Here is a 15,710-nt window from a genome sequence, read left to right on the forward strand (position 1 = left end):
AGTAGCCGCATGATGACACGATGATCCGTCATCGTTTCTCCTCGAAGGGTCAAAGCGCAACACCGGGTGTGTTGCAGCTCAGACCAGAGAATCACGTCCAGGGTGCCGGTTCCCTGTTCGTGGCGATACAGTTCCACTTACGTGGACTGTCCTGTCTCAGCGCATCGTGGACACACGATCTTATGACATCGTGGACACCATGTCTCAATACACCGTAGACAGTTCTTGCAGGTTCCTCTGGCAGTTTCAAGGCATGAACAACCCACTGCCACCGCGCATACGCGCCATGATCATCAACTACGACCCCACCCAGCCCGACGCCCTGACGATCAGCGAATTCTGCAAAACCCAGAAGATCTCCCGCAGCATTTTCTATCGGATCCGCTCCCGGGCCTCCACCGAGTCCGCATCAGCCCTCCACCCGCGTTCCAGGGCACCTCACCACCCTGCACGGCGCTACGGGCCCGAGGTCATCAACGAGCTGGTCCGCATCCGCAAACAGCTCAAGAAAGATGGGTGGGACTACGGACCGAAAACGATCCACCACGAAGCGACCATCCAAGATGGTTTCCCCGGCGGACAGGCCCCCTCGATTGCCACGATTGCCCGGCTGCTCGCAGGTGTGGGCCATGTTGACCGGAACCCGCGCAAGCGACCGAAATCCTCGTATCTGCCCTTTGCCCGGTCCACGGCCATGGCCTTGTGGCAGCTGGACGCCTTCGAATATCGCACGGGCGACAGGAAGGTGGGCACCGTCTACCAGCTGATCGACGATGCGACACGTTACGACGTCGGGTCATGGGCGTACCGGCAGCACGAGAACAGCCATGACGCCCACGACCTGCTCGCCCGGGCCATCAAGTCCCATGGGGCACCTCAGGAGCTGCTCAGTGACAATTCAAAGGCATTCAACCAACTGCGCAGCGGCACGATCGGTGCGGTGGAGATCTTCCTTGCCTCCAAGGGGACCATGCCGATCAGCGGCCTTCCGGGCCGGCCCACGACCCAGGGCAAGAACGAACGCTCACATCAAACCCTGCGGCGCTTCCTGGACGCCAACAAGCCGAAGGACCTTGCCGACCTGCACAGGCTCATCACGCGCTATCGCGAGCATTACAACCGGCGCAGGCCGCACCAGTCGCTGAATCAGTCCACACCCGAAATCGCCTGGCAGACCCTGGAGCACACCCCGGCGAGCGAGCCGTTGCACTTGTCGGTGCTCGAAGCCAAGGCCGCAGAGTATCTGAGCAAGCGCAGGCTCAAGCAGGTCGCCCTCGGCACGGCGAGCGTTGCGGTCTCCAAGTCTGGCGAGATCATCGATGCCGGGTTGTTCCCGGAACCCGCCACGGGCCTGGCAGCGAATCAGGTCCTGATTGAGATCGTGAAAGACCAGCGCAAGGTCTTCTACCAGGGCCAGCAGATTTCCGTCCCCTCGACTTTGGCGGGTCGTCGGTATTGCCGCACCGTCACCGATGAGGAATTTCTGGTGTCGGATCCCGATACCGGCGAAGTGGTCATGTCCTTCCCGTTGCCGATGATGGCCATGCACAAGAACGGCAAGTTCATCGCCTCTTACTCGATCCGGGGAATCCAGATCATGAATGCGACGGTGCACTGGGAACGCAAGGCCGAGAAATACCGGTCAGAATACGCGCTTCGGGAAGCGCAAATGCCCGAAATCTTCACTCGAGATTGAACCTGGGCGTGGGGAACCCACGAACCATCGGGCCGGTGTTGGATGGCTTGTGGTATTTGTGCACAAAGTCATGAGATCGGTTGTCAACGAAGTGATGAGTTTCAGTGTCCACGATGTTGCGAGATTACACACCACTTACGTGGACTGGCAGTTTCAAATACCGCTATTTAACAAGTGCCGCAGATTTGGGTTGAAGCCGGTTCAGGACGCAGGAACGATAGATCCTCGCCAGCATTGGCCCCTCGAGCACCGACCCCAAAAGTGGATTCGCCTTGGAAAGCCGTCGACGCGCCCGGGGCACCTAGGCTGCCGTTGACAGCTGATCCCCACGAGCAGTGGGATGGCTATCACCCCCACGATTCACCACACGGAAGGGCCGCGCCATGGGACCGTCAGTCGTATCCTTCCGCAATCTGGGTGAACAGGAACGCTGCGGTGGAGGGTCCGGATACGTGCCTTGATGGGATGATGCCCGCTATTGCCTCGATTGAATATTTGACTGTTTGGGGGCCAGCAATATTGCGAGTGGGGACCACCGTGGGAAAACGCGGATATTCTCCGTGAGAGCCACCAGTGGCATTGTTGGGAGCCACTTTGCCGGAGCTGTGCTGGGTGCCACGACGTGACCAAGGCCGGTCCGGACCGGTCACCTCTGCATGGACGCAGAAGGGTCGGCTCCTGTGTCCATGCAGATGATGGTCATGGACCTTGACATCCACCACACCATCGGACCCTGAGCGGGAAAGCACACGTGAAGCAAGAGGATCAACTCCCACCCAAATCAAGTTGAACCCGCTCAAGGCCTGTGGCTCCCACGCAGGGAGGTGCCGGTCCCCAACGGCAATATCAGTGGCCCCGAACGGCAATAACAGGTGGTCCCCAAAGCATCGAATACTCACGATCGAAGGCTGGACCAGTAGTTCACTGATTCCGCTGGGCGAAAGCCACCATGGGCTCCTCTCCACGAAGACCCCCAAATGGTCCAGCACGAACGGAGCGGCCACCGGCCTGGGCCGAATCAAGCAAGTCGCTTTTGCCCTTCGTCCTCGCCAAGTGTCAACGAAGAAAGGAGCGATCGGGATTTCCTGGATCCGTGTCCGCACAGCACGAAGAATGCTATCTGGGTGGATACCCCGCTCCGAGAGTCGGATCTGAAACGTGGCTCAAGGCCCCGTTCGGCTGCAGATCAACATGCCCTTCGGTCCAGAACGATGTTGGCCGTGTTGGGATCTCGCGCGAAATTCGCGCCATGCAGGCACGGAGGATCCGCCCGATGCCGCGGAACCGGCCGCGGCAGGCCCCTGGGTGCCCGAGGACTACCGCATGGTGGTGTAGCGCGGACTGCGGCTTCCCTGGCGCTCCAGGGGCACAAAAAGCTTGTAACGGTCCGAACGGTAGAGCGAAACCGAATAGTCGACCAAGCCCTCGCCGACGAACGCGTACCGCGTAATGCGCAGCAGCGGGTAGCCCACATCGACGTGGAGCAGCCTGGCGTGCTCGCTGGTTGCCGCGGCGCTCTCGATCTGGTCCTCCCCCCACTCAAGGATCAGGTTGTAGCGCTCGTGGAGCGATTGGTAGAGGGAGGTCGGTGGCGGATCGTTGAGGAACCCCGGGACCAGCTCGCTGGGCAGGAAGTTCTCGTCCAGGCTCATGGGCTTTCCGTCGGCAAGCAGAAGACGGCTGAACCGGATCACCGGGGCCCCTTCGTCGATCTCCATGTGCCGCGAAAGGGAACCGGATGCCGGGACTTCCTCGAAGCGCAGCACGTGGGCGTCGGGAACCATACCGCGCCTGACCATTTCCTCGCTGTAGGAGTTCAACCGGACCTGCAGATCGACCTTGGGGTGGGCCACGAAGGTACCGACGCCAACGACGCGCTTGAGGACTTGGTCCTCGACCAGCGAATCAATCGCCTGGCGCAAGGTCTTGCGGGCTACGTTGAACCCCTCGGCCAGTTCGCGTTCAGGCGGCAGTCGGTATCCGGGCTGGCAGATGTTCCGAGCGTGGTTACGGAGGATCTCGCGTATCTGTCGATACTTGCTGACCTTGGACGTCGGATCGATCGTTCCCATGACAACCGGTTGGGGCGCATAGGGTTTCATCTCGTGCTCCGTAGTCGTTGGGGCCGCCTCATGCAGACCGGTGCTTTCATTCTCACGTATTCGGCAGTTGCCGCAACGCAGAAAGCGGCGTCTTGATCCCCGCGAGGGGAAAAAGACACCGCTTTCGATGCTTCACCTACTGGTGTGCGCCCGGATCAGTGGGCGTGGTTGCCGCGGCTGAACTCGTAAACCCAGCCAACCAGGCCGATGATCGCGAATCCGGTACCGATGTACAGGACCCAGAACCCGATTGCCAAACCGGCAAAGCCGATCGCCGCACCAGATCCCAAGATGAGCGGCCACCAACTCCACGGTGCGAACATGCCGATGGCGCCCGCATTTTCGTGGATGTCGCCGTCAACGCGATCCTCGGGCCGTAGCCCGACGCGCTTGGAGGTATGCAGCAGGTACCAGCCGACCATGAACGACATGCCTGCAAGCAAGAACATCGCCAGGAAGCCAACCGGCTCCTGCCACTCGACCATGAAACCGTAAACGATTCCCACCGGCGTGAAGAAGAACACTCCGCCGAGAAAGAGCCAGGATTCTACTTTCATCTCTACATATCCTTCTGGTCTGCCGGGCCGAAGATCTTGGCCACAGCGGTATCCGGGGTCGAGCGTGAGCTCAGTTCCGGGTGGTGAAGGTCAAGAGCCGGGCGTTCGGAGCGAATGCGCGGGATGGAATGGAAGTTGTGGCGTGGTGGTGGGCAAGAGGTTGCCCACTCCAGTGATGCGCCGAAGCCCCACGGGTCATCCACGGTGACCTTCTTGCCATGACGGTGCGTAATCCAGACGTTCCAGAAGAACGGGATCATCGAAACACCAAGGATGAAGGCGAAAACGGTGGAGAACTGGTTCATGGTGGTGAACCCGTCTTCAGGCAGGTAGTCCGCGTAACGACGCGGCATGCCGATGACGCCCAACCAGTGCTGGATCAGGAACGTGCCGTGGAAGCCCACGAACAACAACCAGAAGTGGATCTTGCCAAGGCGCTCGTTGAGCATCTTGCCCGTCCACTTGGGCCACCAGAAGTAGAAGCCGGCGAACATCGCGAAGACGACGGTTCCGAAGACCACGTAGTGGAAGTGTGCGACCACGAAATAGGTGTCGGTCACGTGGAAGTCCAATGGCGGTGCTGCCAGGATGATTCCGGTCAGGCCACCGAAAAGGAAGGTGACCATGAAGCCGATGCTCCACATCATCGGTGTCTCAAACGTGATCGAACCTCGCCAGAGCGTTCCGATCCAGTTGAAGAACTTCACGCCCGTCGGCACGGCGATCAACATCGTCATGAAGCCGAAGAACGGAAGCATGACCGTACCGGTAGCGTACATGTGGTGGGCCCACACCGATACTGACAACGCCGCAATCGAGATGGTCGCAAAGATCAGGCCCTTGTAGCCGAAGATCGGCTTGCGGGAGAAGACCGGGAAGATCTCGGAGACGATGCCGAAGAACGGCAGCGCAATGATATAGACCTCCGGGTGGCCGAAGAACCAGAACAGGTGCTGCCACAGGACCGGGCCACCTGCCTCGGGGTCAAACACATGAGCACCGAATCTTCGGTCTGCACCGAGTGCGAACAGTGCAGCAGCCAGCGGCGGGAACGCCATCAGGATGAGAATACCGGTGATCAGCGTGTTCCAGGTGAAGATCGACATGCGCCACATCGTCATGCCCGGTGCACGCAGACAGATGATGGTGGTGATGAAGTTGACGGCGCCCAGGATGGTGCCGAAGCCCGAAAGCGCCAAGCCGAAGACCCACAGGTCTCCACCCACGCCGGGGCTGAAGGTGGTGTTGGACAACGGTGCGTAGGCGAACCAGCCGAAAGAGGCTGCACCCTGCGGTGTCAGGTAGCCGGCCAGCGCGATGGTCGAACCGAAGGAGAAGAACCAGAATGCCAGTGCATTCAAACGCGGGAAGGCCACATCCGGTGCACCGATCTGCAACGGCATCATGACGTTGGCGAATCCGGCAAAAAGCGGGGTTGCGAACATCAACAGCATGATGGTGCCGTGCATGGTGAACAGCTGGTTGTACTGCTCCTTGGTCTGCAGGATCTGCATACCCGGTTCGAACAGCTCGGCGCGGATGACCAAGGCCATCACACCGCCGATGCAGAAGAACACGAAGGAGGAGATCAGGTACATGTACCCGATCGTCTTGTGGTCAGTTGAAGTGATCCAGTTGACGAACATCCGTCCCTTGGAGATCGGGACCACGCGCGGCGCGAGGGTTATTGCCTCGTCTGTGGCGTATTCATAGGTAGTCACGACGGATTAATTTCCTTCCGAGGTGTTGGCTGAAACCGAATTGACTTCGCCCGGCTTGCGGTCCTGGTCTTCACCGATCTGGCCGTCCTCAAGGGTGGTCAGGTGATTCAGGAATTCGCCTTCAGGAACTACCTTCACGTTGAAGAGCATTTCCGAGTGGTATTCGCCGCAAAGCTCTGCGCATTTACCGTCGAATTCACCTTCAACCTGTGGCGTCAGGTAGATGTAGTTGGTCTTGCCGGGGATCATGTCCAGCTTCTGCAAGAATGCAGGAACCCAGAAAGAGTGGATGACGTCGCGGCTGTTCAGCTCGAGCGTGACAGTCTTTCCAACCGGCAGGTACAGGGTCGGCAGGCCTTCTTCGAGGCCCTCCTCGCCGGTCAGGTGCGCCTGAACGGTGGCGTCGTACTTCTCCTGGCCCTTGTAGCTGTAGTTGTAGTCCCAGGCCCACTGCTTGGCGCGGATGTCAACGACAAGTTCGGAATCCACTGGCGTATTGATAGCCTTTTCGGTGCTGTCCGAGAACGTAAAGAACGTCAAGATCATGACCAAAGGCACTGCCGTGTAGAAAATCTCGATTGGCAAGTTGTAGCTGAGCTGGCGCGGGTAGCCAGTGTCGGTCTTGCGACGCCGGTAGGCAATGATGCACCAGAGCATCAGGCCCCACGTCAAGATACCGACGATAAGTACGGTGATCCATGTGTTGACCCAGAGATCCTGGATCATACCGGTGTGATTGGTGGTGTCACGAGCGACGTTAGGAAGCCAACCTCGCTGGACTTCCGCTGTACAACCCGTCAACAACAATGCACCGGAACCAGCAATAGCCACTACTTTGGCTACGCCTTTCCGGCGGCTGCTGGTTCGGTCTTGCGAACTCACAGACGGCCCTTCCTCTTTGTTGGTGCTGAATGAATCTTCGACGCCCAACGCCCGGACTCAAGTGAATCAACGGTGATGAGGTCGAAGAAAACCATAGTTTTACTACTTATCGTAGAGCTTACCCTCTTGGGTGCTCCAATCCCGACCAAAACACCGCCCAGGCACGAAGATGTGTCAACGTCTGGGCGGTGTATTTAGTTCCGGTTTAGTGGAAGGAATCTCCGCAGGCGCAAGAGCCGCCGGCTGCGGGATTGTCGATGGTGAAGCCCTGCTTGGAAATGGTGTCCTCGAAGTCGATCGAAGCACCGTCTAGGTAGGGGACACTCATCTTGTCCACAACGACCTCAACGCCGTCGTAGTCCTTCACTGCGTCGCCTTCCAGCAACCGCTCGTCGAAGTAAAGCTGGTAAATCAAGCCCGAGCATCCCCCTGGCTGAACAGCGACGCGCAACCGGAGATCGGTGCGTCCTTCCTGCTCAAGCAGTGAACGGACCTTCTCCGCGGCGACATCCGACAGGGCTACCTCATGGCTCGAAAGCTCTGGTGTATCTGCGACGGCCTCATTGGCTGCAGTTGTCATCTCTGATCCTCCATATGCTGCTCACTTGGGCTACGCCTCAAGCGTCGCCCCTCATTTGTCAATACTACGGCGTTTGCGCGAATACTGCCCAGCCGCCCTCCGGTGGACTCTAGAGCCCGTTGTTGTTCAAGCGTGACAAGAGCAACGCCTCGGCCAAAATCGCGTGTCGGAAGTCGCCCAGGTGCAGGGATTCGTTGGCCGAGTGCGCCCGAGAGTCGGGATCTTCGACCCCCGTGACCAGGATCTGCGCCGCAGGGAAGACTTCCAACAGATCTGAGATAAACGGAATTGAGCCGCCGATCCCTGTTTCCACCGCAGGGACCCCCCACGCTTCGCCCAAGGCCCAAAGGCTCGCCTGCGCGGCGGCAGCGGAAGTGTCGGTGGAGAAGGACTGCCCGGCCTCCTCGGCATGCAACGTGACCTCTGCACCACCGAGGTCCTGGCTCATGATGTGCGCACGGACGGCCTCGGCGGCGGCCTGCGGATCCTGGCCCGGTGCCACGCGCAGGCTGAACTTGAAGCGGGTGGAAGGCAACAAGGTATTGGAGGAGACCGCGACGGAAGGGATGTCCATGCCGATGATCGACAGTGCAGGCTTGTTCCAGAGCCGGTCGGCGATGTTGCCGCTGCCGGCAAGGCTCACCGAGTCCAACACCGAGGAGTCGGCGCGGAACGCCGACTCGGGATAGTCGACGGCGGCGCTTTCGTTGGAGACCAGGCCCTGGATCGCAACGTTGCCTTGGGCATCATGGAAAGTGGAGATCAGGCGTGCCGCTACGGTCGGCGCATCGAGCACCGGTCCTCCGAACATCCCGGAGTGCACTGCATGGCCTAGGGTCCGTACCTCCACCACTCCCCCGACCATTCCGCGCAGCGATGTGGTCAACGCCGGAACACCGACCTTCCAGTTGCTGGAATCGGCCACGACGATGACGTCGGCCTCAAGGCGGTCCCGGTGCGTCTCCAGGAAATTGCGGAAGCTTGGGGAACCGGCTTCCTCCTCCCCTTCGAGGAAGAACGTGACTCCGAGACCGAAGTCGGAAACTGTTTCGAGCACCGCACGCAGTGCGGCGATATGCACCATGATGCCGGCCTTGTCATCGGCGGCACCTCGCCCAAAGAGCCGGCCGTCGATCTCGGTGGCCTCAAAAGGCTTGGTGTTCCACAGCTCTTCGTCGCCCGGAGGCTGTACGTCATGGTGCGCGTAGAGCAGGATGGTGGGCTTGCCGTCCCGGGCCGGACGGTTGGCCACAATGGCAGGTCCACCCATGGTGCCGTCTTCGGCGGGCACGCGCAGGATATCAACCTGTTCCATTCCAGCCTCGCGCACCAGCTGCTCCACTGCTTCGGCACTGCGGTCCAGTTCGCTGGCATCGAAGGATTCCCAGGCGATTCCGGGAATCGCGACCAGCTTGCTCAGTTCCAAAACGATGCGGTCGAAGTCCCTATCGACGTGTGCGCTCAACTTATCGCGGTCCACGCCGAAAGACGCCGTGTTGGAGGTGTTATTGGTAGTCATGGTTGAAAGCCTACAACCGGCCCGTGTGCCCGATGCCAGCGGCTTGCCGCTCAACGGCTAGACTGGAGGGGTGTTTGGACGCAAGAAAGATCAGGCAGCTTCCACGGGAGCGCCCACAGAAGAGACCACAAAGCCCGTCGGCAAGAATGCCCCTACCCCGAAGCGCAGTGCGCAGCAGGCGCAAAACCAGCGCCCTTTGGTGCCCTCGGACCGCAAGGCCGCGCGCTCCGCTGAGCGTGCCCAGAGAGTCGAGGCGCAGAACCGCATGCGGCTGGCGAACGAGACCGGCGACGAGCGTTTCATGGCCGCCCGTGACCGCGGCCCGCAGAAACGCTTTGCCAGGGACTACGTCGACCGTCGGTTCATGGTCGGGGAGTATCTCATGTTCGCGGTGTTCGCGTTCCTGATCATCTCGTTGAGCCTCTCTAGGTTCCCGCAGGTCACGATGAACATCACCTATGCGTTATGGGTCCTGGTGGCAGCGGTGGCAATTGACTCCTTCATCATGTCCCGCGGACTGAAGAAGGCCTTGGTTGCTCGCCACGGTTCGGTGGATCGCGGCGTGATGTACTACGGGATAATGCGCGGACTGCAGTTCCGCAAGATGCGACTGCCCAAGCCCCAGGTTCGCCGCGGGGAAGACCCCCGATAGAAGCCATGCAAACGCGTTCACGATAACCACACCAAAGCGTGTGGCCCCGGATCCGGAATCATGTTCCAGGACCGGGGCCACACGCTTTTTTGTTGGTTGTCCCGGGCCGTCCGCAGCCAGGGGTCCTGCTACTTCCGGGCCAGGGAACCGCCCTGGGAGATGACCCGGGCCAGGGCCTTGTTGATCCGGCGGACCCAGAACGGTCCTTCATAGAGAAATGCGGTGTAGCCCTGGACCAGGTCTGCGCCGGCCTGCAGGCGTTCGATGACGTCTTCGGGGCTGTCGACCCCTCCCACGGAAATGATCGTCATCCCGGCGGGCACCTTTTCACGCAACACCTTGAGCACCGCCAGGGAGCGGGCTTTCAGCGGGGCACCGCTCAGTCCCCCGGCGCCCAGCTCGGCAACCTTGAAGGCATCGGTGCTCAGCGGCTCACGGGCAATGGTGGTGTTGGTGGCGATGATGCCGTCCAGGCCCAGTTCGGTGGCCAGCGTGGCCACCTCTTCGATGTCCTGATCGGCCAGGTCCGGTGCGATCTTCACCAGCAACGGGAGGTGTCCCCCGGCAACGCGGTCGGCCTCGGCCCGCACCGCTTGAAGCAGGGGGCGCAGCGTTTCCGCGCCTTGGAGCAGTCGCAGGCCCGGGGTGTTCGGCGAAGATACGTTGACTACCAGGTAGTCGGCATGGGCTGCCAGTTCGCGGGTGGAGACGAGGTAGTCCTCAACGGCATCGGCAAGTTCAACGGTCTTGGTCTTGCCGATGTTCACCCCGATGACCGGACGATGCGTGCCAAAGCGCTCGGACAAGGCCAGGCGCGCGGCACGGATCCTCGGGGCCACGGCCCGGGCCCCGTCGTTGTTGAATCCCATCCGGTTGATCACGGCTCCGTCTTGGACCAGGCGGAAGAGCCGGGGCTTGTCGTTGCCGGGCTGGGCCGAACCGGTGATCGTCCCGACCTCCACATGGCCGAAGCCAAGGTCGGCCAATGCCAGTATCCCTGCGCCTTCCTTGTCGAACCCCGCAGCCAGGCCGAAGGGTGAAGGGAACTCGATGCCCATCACGTTGCGGCGCAACGAAGCATCCGGGGCGCACATCCGCCGGGCAATTGCGGACACGCCGAACTTTTCCGCCAGCCGCAGGGCATCGAAGGATAAGTGGTGTGCCTTCTCGGGATCCATCTTCGTGAAAACGAGCCGGAAAATCGTGGGGTAGATGCGCATGAACCCCAGTCTTCCCGGTCTCCGGGCCCCAAACAACTTCAAGTTCGTTATGCTCAACACATGTCGTCTGCATCCTCGCTCGGAGCCCTCCCCGTGCCACTGCTGGAGAACGATCCAAGCGTCACATGGCCAGACTGCTCCAAGACCACGGTGCCCGGGGTTTGGGAACCGGACATCCTGGGCGAGGGATACACCTACACCACGCTGCCGCTCGGAGAGGACTACGAAGGAGAACTTTGTGCCACCTTGGTCCACTACCAGCCACCTTCCCGACGGCCGGCACATGTCAGGGAAACGCGACGGTCGCCGTTGCCCGATGTTCTTCACCGCCTCTTTAGTCCAGTCCGAGCGGGCGCACCGCACCCGGGAGGCCGAGAATCGATGAGATCCAGAGGCTCAGTTGGCTTCGTGCTGGCGCTGCACGGTTGGAGCGACTACTTCTACAACACCGAACTGGCAAAGTATTGGACAGATCACGGGTACAGTTTCTACGCACTGGATTTCCGGAGGTATGGTCGAAGCCTGCGGGCCCACCACCTCAACCCAGGTTTCACGTCCGACCTTGGGGAATACGACGCGGATCTCGAAGCAGCCTTGGCGATGATCCGTTCATTGGAAGCCCCAGACACCCCGGGAGTATGTGTGGCGCACTCCACCGGTGGGCTGGTGGCCAGCCTCTGGGTCAACAGGTTCCCCAAGGCATTCAACGCGCTGATCCTGAACAGCCCATGGCTGGAAATGCAGGGCAGCTACATGGTTCGGTACGCGGCGCAGGGAGTTGTCGAACCCCTGGCATGGTTGCGTCCACGCGCCAAGCTGCACCTGCCTGAATCGGACGGCTACTGGCGATCCCTCAGCGCCCTGGCGCATGGCTCCTGGGACCTGCATCCCCTATGGCGGCCGCCGTGCTCGTTTCCCGTCACCGCAGGGTGGATCGCTGCGGTGCTTGCCGGGCACCGGGAGGTCGCGCACGGTCTGGACATCAAGATCCCGGTCCTCGTGCTCACCTCCAAATCAACGCGCCTGGGTACGACATACGACGAGGCAATGCTGCACCACGACTCCGTCCTGGAGGTCAGGGTGGTGCGTGAGCGTTCGCTGGGACTCGGGGCAGAAGTCACCAACGCCGTGATCGACGGATCAATGCATGACGTGTTTTCGTCCCTGCCCAGGCCACGGGCGCTCGCCTATGCCGCGATCGACCGCTGGGGCATCGGATACCTTCCGGGACGCCGCGGACGCCGTAGAGCTGACAGACGGTAGACGCAGCTGCTACGCGTCGGCAGCAGGCTTATCAATCGCTCCGCCGTAGCGGCGATCCCGGCTGGCGTATTCCTGGACGGCGGCCCAGAGGGTCGTGCGGTCCACGTCGGGCCACAATTCATCGATGAAGACCATTTCAGCGTAGGCGGACTGCCACAGCAGGAAGTTCGAGGTGCGCTGTTCGCCGCTGGTGCGCAGGAACAGGTCGACATCGGGCATCTCGGGCTCGTCCAGGTGCTTAGCCACCGTTTTCTCGGTGACTTGGGACGGCTTCAGGGTCCCGGCGGCGACCTGCTCGGCAATCGCGCGTACCGCATCCGCGATTTCCGCCCGGCCCCCGTAGTTCACGCACATGGTCAGCTGGCAGCTTTGGTTCCCGGCAGTGAGCTCCTCGGCGGCTTTGAGCTCGTTGACCACCGAGCGCCAGAGCCGTGGCTCGCGCCCGGCCCAACGGATCCGCACGCCCCAGCCGTTGAGCGTGTCGCGTTGCCGGCGCAGCACGTCGCGTGAGAAGCCCATCAGGAAGCGCACCTCCTCGGGGCTGCGCTTCCAGTTCTCTGTGGAGAACGCGTAGACAGAGACGTACTTGATGCCCATCTGCACCGCGCCGGCCATCACATCCAGCAGCGCCGCCTCACCCGCCCGGTGGCCCTCGGTGCGGGCCAGTCCGCGCTGGTTGGCCCAGCGACCGTTGCCATCCATCACGATCGCCACGTGCTGTGGCACCAATAGGGGTTGGATGCGTGGCATCGGTGCATCCTGCGGACGAAGCGCGGGGACTCTTGGTCCTGGTTTGCCGGTGATCTTGGGGGTCTTGCTCATGTTCGCTCCACGAGTTTAAGGGATTTGACCACGCGTTCAAGGTGGAATTGCAGGTAATTGGCAACGATTGGCGCCGCCTGGGCGCGTGTTGCGCCATCGGCGCCATCAACGGTCTCCCAGTCTCCGGCAAGCAAGGCGGCCAGCAAGGTGACCGTCGCCGGTGACGGAGACATGGATCCGGGAGGACGGCAATCATGACAGACCACCCCGCCCAAGGGCACGTTGACCGCCCGGTGCGGTCCCGCTGCGCCGCACCGTACGCAATGGGTGAAGCTCGGGGCCCAACCGGCGGCCGCCAGGGCGCGCAAGAGGTAGGAGTCCAGCACCGTACCCGGTTCGTGGCCGCCGCGGGCAAGGGTGGCCAAGGCGCCATGCAGCAATCTGTATTGCGCACCGAGGGAATCGGCATCGGCATCGGTGAGCCGTTCGGCGGTTTCAAGCATCGCCGCCCCGGCGGTATAAGCGGGATAGTCGGCCACCAATGCCTGCCCGTACGGGTGGCGCAGCTGCGCCTGGATGATGGTGTGCAGGGAACGCCCGGCAACGATCTGCGCCTCGACCTCCATGAACGGCTCGAGCGTGGCACCCATCCTTGACCGGGTGCGCCGCACGCCCTTGGCCACGGCGCGCAGCACCCCGAACTCGGGACTCAGCAACGTGATGATCCGGTCCGCTTCCCCCAGTTTGTGGGTGCGCAGGACAATACCGCGGGTGCGGTAGCTTTTCGCTGCAAATGATGAACGTGGCACGTAACCAATGATCCCAGACAAAGCGCGGAGGTCGGTGCACGGGCGTACGCCCGTGCACCGACCTCCATGGCGTGGAACCCGAAGCCCTAGGCGATGTCGCGCACCGCACGGTTGACCGCGGAGATCACGGCCTTGAGCGAGGAGATGGTGGTGTTGGTGTCAACGCCCACTCCCCAGAGCACCCGCTCACCCACGGCGCATTCGACGTAGGCCGCCGCAGCGGCGTTTCCGCCCTCGGAAAGCGCATGTTCGGTGAAGTCCAGCACCCGCGCGTCAACGCCCTCGGCGCCGAGGATCTGCACCAACGCGTTGATCGGGCCGTTGCCGGTGGCCGATCGGCGATGCGGTACACCGTCGATGACCAAGGTTGCGGTGAGTTCGAAACTGCCGTCCTCGGCGGTGTCGGCGGTCACGGAGCCGAGCTTGAAGCGGCCCCACTCCTCGCCGTTGGATCCCTCGGTCACCGGCAGGTACTCGTCCTGGAAGGCTTCCCAGATCGCGGCCGAGGAAACCTCCCCGCCCTCGCCCTCGGTCTTGCGCTGGATGACGCCTGAGAACTCGATTTGTGCGCGGCGCGGCAAATCCAGGGAGTGCTCGCTCTTGAGCAGGTACGCGACCCCGCCCTTGCCGGACTGCGAGTTCACGCGGATCACTGCCTCGTAGGAGCGTCCGATGTCCTTGGGATCCACCGGCAGGTACGGGACCGCCCATTCGATTTCATCCACGGTCTTCCCGGCGGCCTTTGCATCGGCCTCCATGACCTCGAAGCCCTTCTTGATGGCATCCTGGTGGGAGCCGGAGAACGCGGTGAAGACCAGGTCCCCGCCGTAGGGGGAACGTTCGGGAACAGGCAGCTGGTTGCAGTATTCGACCGTCCGGCGGATCTCGTCCATGTCGGAGAAATCGATCTGCGGGTCGATGCCCTGGCCGAACAGGTTCATGCCCAGGGTGATCAGGTCGACGTTGCCGGTGCGCTCACCGTTGCCGAACAGGCATCCTTCGATGCGGTCGGCCCCGGCGAGGTAACCGAGCTCGGCGGCTGCAACCCCGGTGCCACGGTCGTTGTGCGGGTGCAGCGAGAGTACGATCGACTCGCGGTTTTGAAGGTTCCGGTGCATCCACTCGATCGAGTCTGCGTAGACGTTCGGGGTAGCCATTTCGACGGTCGCCGGCAGGTTCAGGATCATCTTGTTCTCCGGGGACGCCTCCAACACCTCAGCCACGGCGTCCGAGACGCGCTTTGCGTACTCCAGTTCGGTTCCGGTGAAGGACTCCGGGGAGTACTCGTAGGTGATCCTGGTGCCGACCATCTGTTCTTCGAACTTCTTGCACAGCCGTGCCCCGGTCAATGCAATGTCGAGGATCCCGTCCTGGTCCTGATTGAAAACCACGCGGCGCTGGAGCACCGAGGTGGAGTTGTAGAGGTGGACGATTGCCTGCTTGGCGCCCTCGAGTGATTCATAGGTGCGCTGGATCAGGTGTTCGCGGGCCTGGGTGAGGACCTGGATCGTGACGTCCCCGGGAATCCGGTCCTGCTCAATGAGCTGGCGGACGAAGTCAAAGTCCGTCTGCGAGGCGGAGGGGAAACCTACCTCGATCTCCTTGAAGCCCATCTTCACCAGCAGGTCGAACATCTTGTGCTTGCGCTCGGGACTCATAGGGTCGATGAGCGCCTGATTGCCGTCGCGCAGGTCAACAGCGCACCATCGAGGGGCGGAGGTGATGTAATTGTCCGGCCACGTGCGATCGGGCAGCGAGACGTTGATCTGGTCCTGGAAGGGCACATATTTGTGGATGGGCATTCCAGAGGGCTTTTGCATGTTTTGCATTTCAAGGGGCCTTTTCTGTGGTGGTGAGAAGGTAGGCCGTGACAATGGGTGACTCCGCAGCGAGGGGTCGGCCGAAGGACGCGTTAGAGTCCTGTGTGGTTCTCGCCGCGGCGGCTTA

12 protein-coding genes and 1 pseudogene are annotated in these 15,710 nt (G+C 61.6%); 3 read left to right on the forward strand and 10 right to left on the reverse strand.

Annotated elements, in window-relative coordinates; translation table 11 throughout:
* Positions 1-253: 253 nt before the first annotated feature.
* Positions 254-1,316 (forward strand): annotated as a pseudogene (locus ABEA12_RS06655) (integrase core domain-containing protein); the annotation flags it as partial.
* Between the two features lie 1,696 nt (positions 1,317-3,012).
* Here ABEA12_RS06655 and ABEA12_RS06660 read toward each other — a convergent pair.
* The 6 genes from ABEA12_RS06660 to ABEA12_RS06685 form a co-directional block, all read right to left on the reverse strand.
* Positions 3,013-3,798, reverse strand: coding sequence for a GntR family transcriptional regulator (locus ABEA12_RS06660; RefSeq protein ID WP_210100791.1), 786 nt, complete (start codon positions 3,796-3,798; stop codon positions 3,013-3,015).
* Positions 3,799-3,953: 155 nt separating this feature from the next.
* The gene (locus ABEA12_RS06665; protein ID WP_210100792.1) at positions 3,954-4,355 is read right to left on the reverse strand and encodes a cytochrome c oxidase subunit 4; all 402 of its coding nucleotides are present in this window, start codon (positions 4,353-4,355) and stop codon (positions 3,954-3,956) included.
* Positions 4,356-4,357: 2 nt separating this feature from the next.
* On the reverse strand, positions 4,358-6,076 hold the full coding sequence (ctaD, locus tag ABEA12_RS06670) for an aa3-type cytochrome oxidase subunit I (protein WP_210100793.1): 1,719 nt from the start codon (positions 6,074-6,076) through the stop codon (positions 4,358-4,360).
* 6 nt (positions 6,077-6,082) lie between these two features.
* The gene (gene ctaC, locus ABEA12_RS06675) at positions 6,083-6,958 is read right to left on the reverse strand and encodes an aa3-type cytochrome oxidase subunit II (protein WP_210102556.1); all 876 of its coding nucleotides are present in this window, start codon (positions 6,956-6,958) and stop codon (positions 6,083-6,085) included.
* A 205-nt stretch (positions 6,959-7,163) separates the two neighbouring features.
* The gene (locus ABEA12_RS06680) at positions 7,164-7,538 is read right to left on the reverse strand and encodes a HesB/IscA family protein (protein ID WP_210100794.1); all 375 of its coding nucleotides are present in this window, start codon (positions 7,536-7,538) and stop codon (positions 7,164-7,166) included.
* A 109-nt stretch (positions 7,539-7,647) separates the two neighbouring features.
* Positions 7,648-9,057 carry a dipeptidase gene (locus tag ABEA12_RS06685; RefSeq protein ID WP_210100795.1) on the reverse strand — a complete coding sequence of 470 codons (1,410 nt, stop codon included), beginning with the start codon at positions 9,055-9,057 and terminating at the stop codon, positions 7,648-7,650.
* A 70-nt stretch (positions 9,058-9,127) separates the two neighbouring features.
* Between ABEA12_RS06685 and ABEA12_RS06690 the strand changes: the two genes are divergently transcribed.
* Complete coding sequence (locus tag ABEA12_RS06690; protein ID WP_210100796.1) at positions 9,128-9,709, forward strand: DUF3043 domain-containing protein; 582 nt, start codon at positions 9,128-9,130, stop codon at positions 9,707-9,709.
* A gap of 128 nt (positions 9,710-9,837) precedes the next feature.
* Here the strand turns inward: ABEA12_RS06690 and ABEA12_RS06695 are convergent, their stop codons facing one another.
* Entirely contained in the window at positions 9,838-10,929 is a 1,092-nt protein-coding gene (locus tag ABEA12_RS06695) for a quinone-dependent dihydroorotate dehydrogenase (protein WP_210100797.1), read from the reverse strand.
* A gap of 381 nt (positions 10,930-11,310) precedes the next feature.
* Between ABEA12_RS06695 and ABEA12_RS06700 the strand changes: the two genes are divergently transcribed.
* Positions 11,311-12,192 carry an alpha/beta hydrolase gene (locus ABEA12_RS06700; protein ID WP_210100798.1) on the forward strand — a complete coding sequence of 294 codons (882 nt, stop codon included), beginning with the start codon at positions 11,311-11,313 and terminating at the stop codon, positions 12,190-12,192.
* A gap of 9 nt (positions 12,193-12,201) precedes the next feature.
* On the opposite strand, the gene ABEA12_RS06705 is transcribed toward ABEA12_RS06700, so the two are convergent.
* The 3 genes from ABEA12_RS06705 to leuA all read right to left on the reverse strand — a co-directional run bounded on the left by ABEA12_RS06705 (position 12,202) and on the right by leuA (position 15,592).
* Positions 12,202-13,014 carry an isoprenyl transferase gene (locus tag ABEA12_RS06705; RefSeq protein ID WP_210100799.1) on the reverse strand — a complete coding sequence of 271 codons (813 nt, stop codon included), beginning with the start codon at positions 13,012-13,014 and terminating at the stop codon, positions 12,202-12,204.
* Positions 13,011-13,763: a DNA repair protein RecO gene (gene recO / locus ABEA12_RS06710; RefSeq protein ID WP_210100800.1), complete on the reverse strand. Its 753-nt coding sequence runs from the start codon at positions 13,761-13,763 to the stop codon at positions 13,011-13,013. Before recO ends, ABEA12_RS06705 begins: the two co-directional genes overlap by 4 nt.
* Before the next feature lie 86 nt (positions 13,764-13,849).
* Positions 13,850-15,592 (reverse strand): 2-isopropylmalate synthase, encoded by a 1,743-nt coding sequence (gene leuA, locus ABEA12_RS06715; RefSeq protein WP_210100801.1) that lies wholly within the window; start codon positions 15,590-15,592, stop codon positions 13,850-13,852.
* Positions 15,593-15,710: the final 118 nt, after the last annotated feature.

The sequence above is a fragment of the Paeniglutamicibacter antarcticus genome, assembly GCF_039544305.1.
Lineage (GTDB): Bacteria > Actinomycetota > Actinomycetes > Actinomycetales > Micrococcaceae > Paeniglutamicibacter > Paeniglutamicibacter antarcticus_C.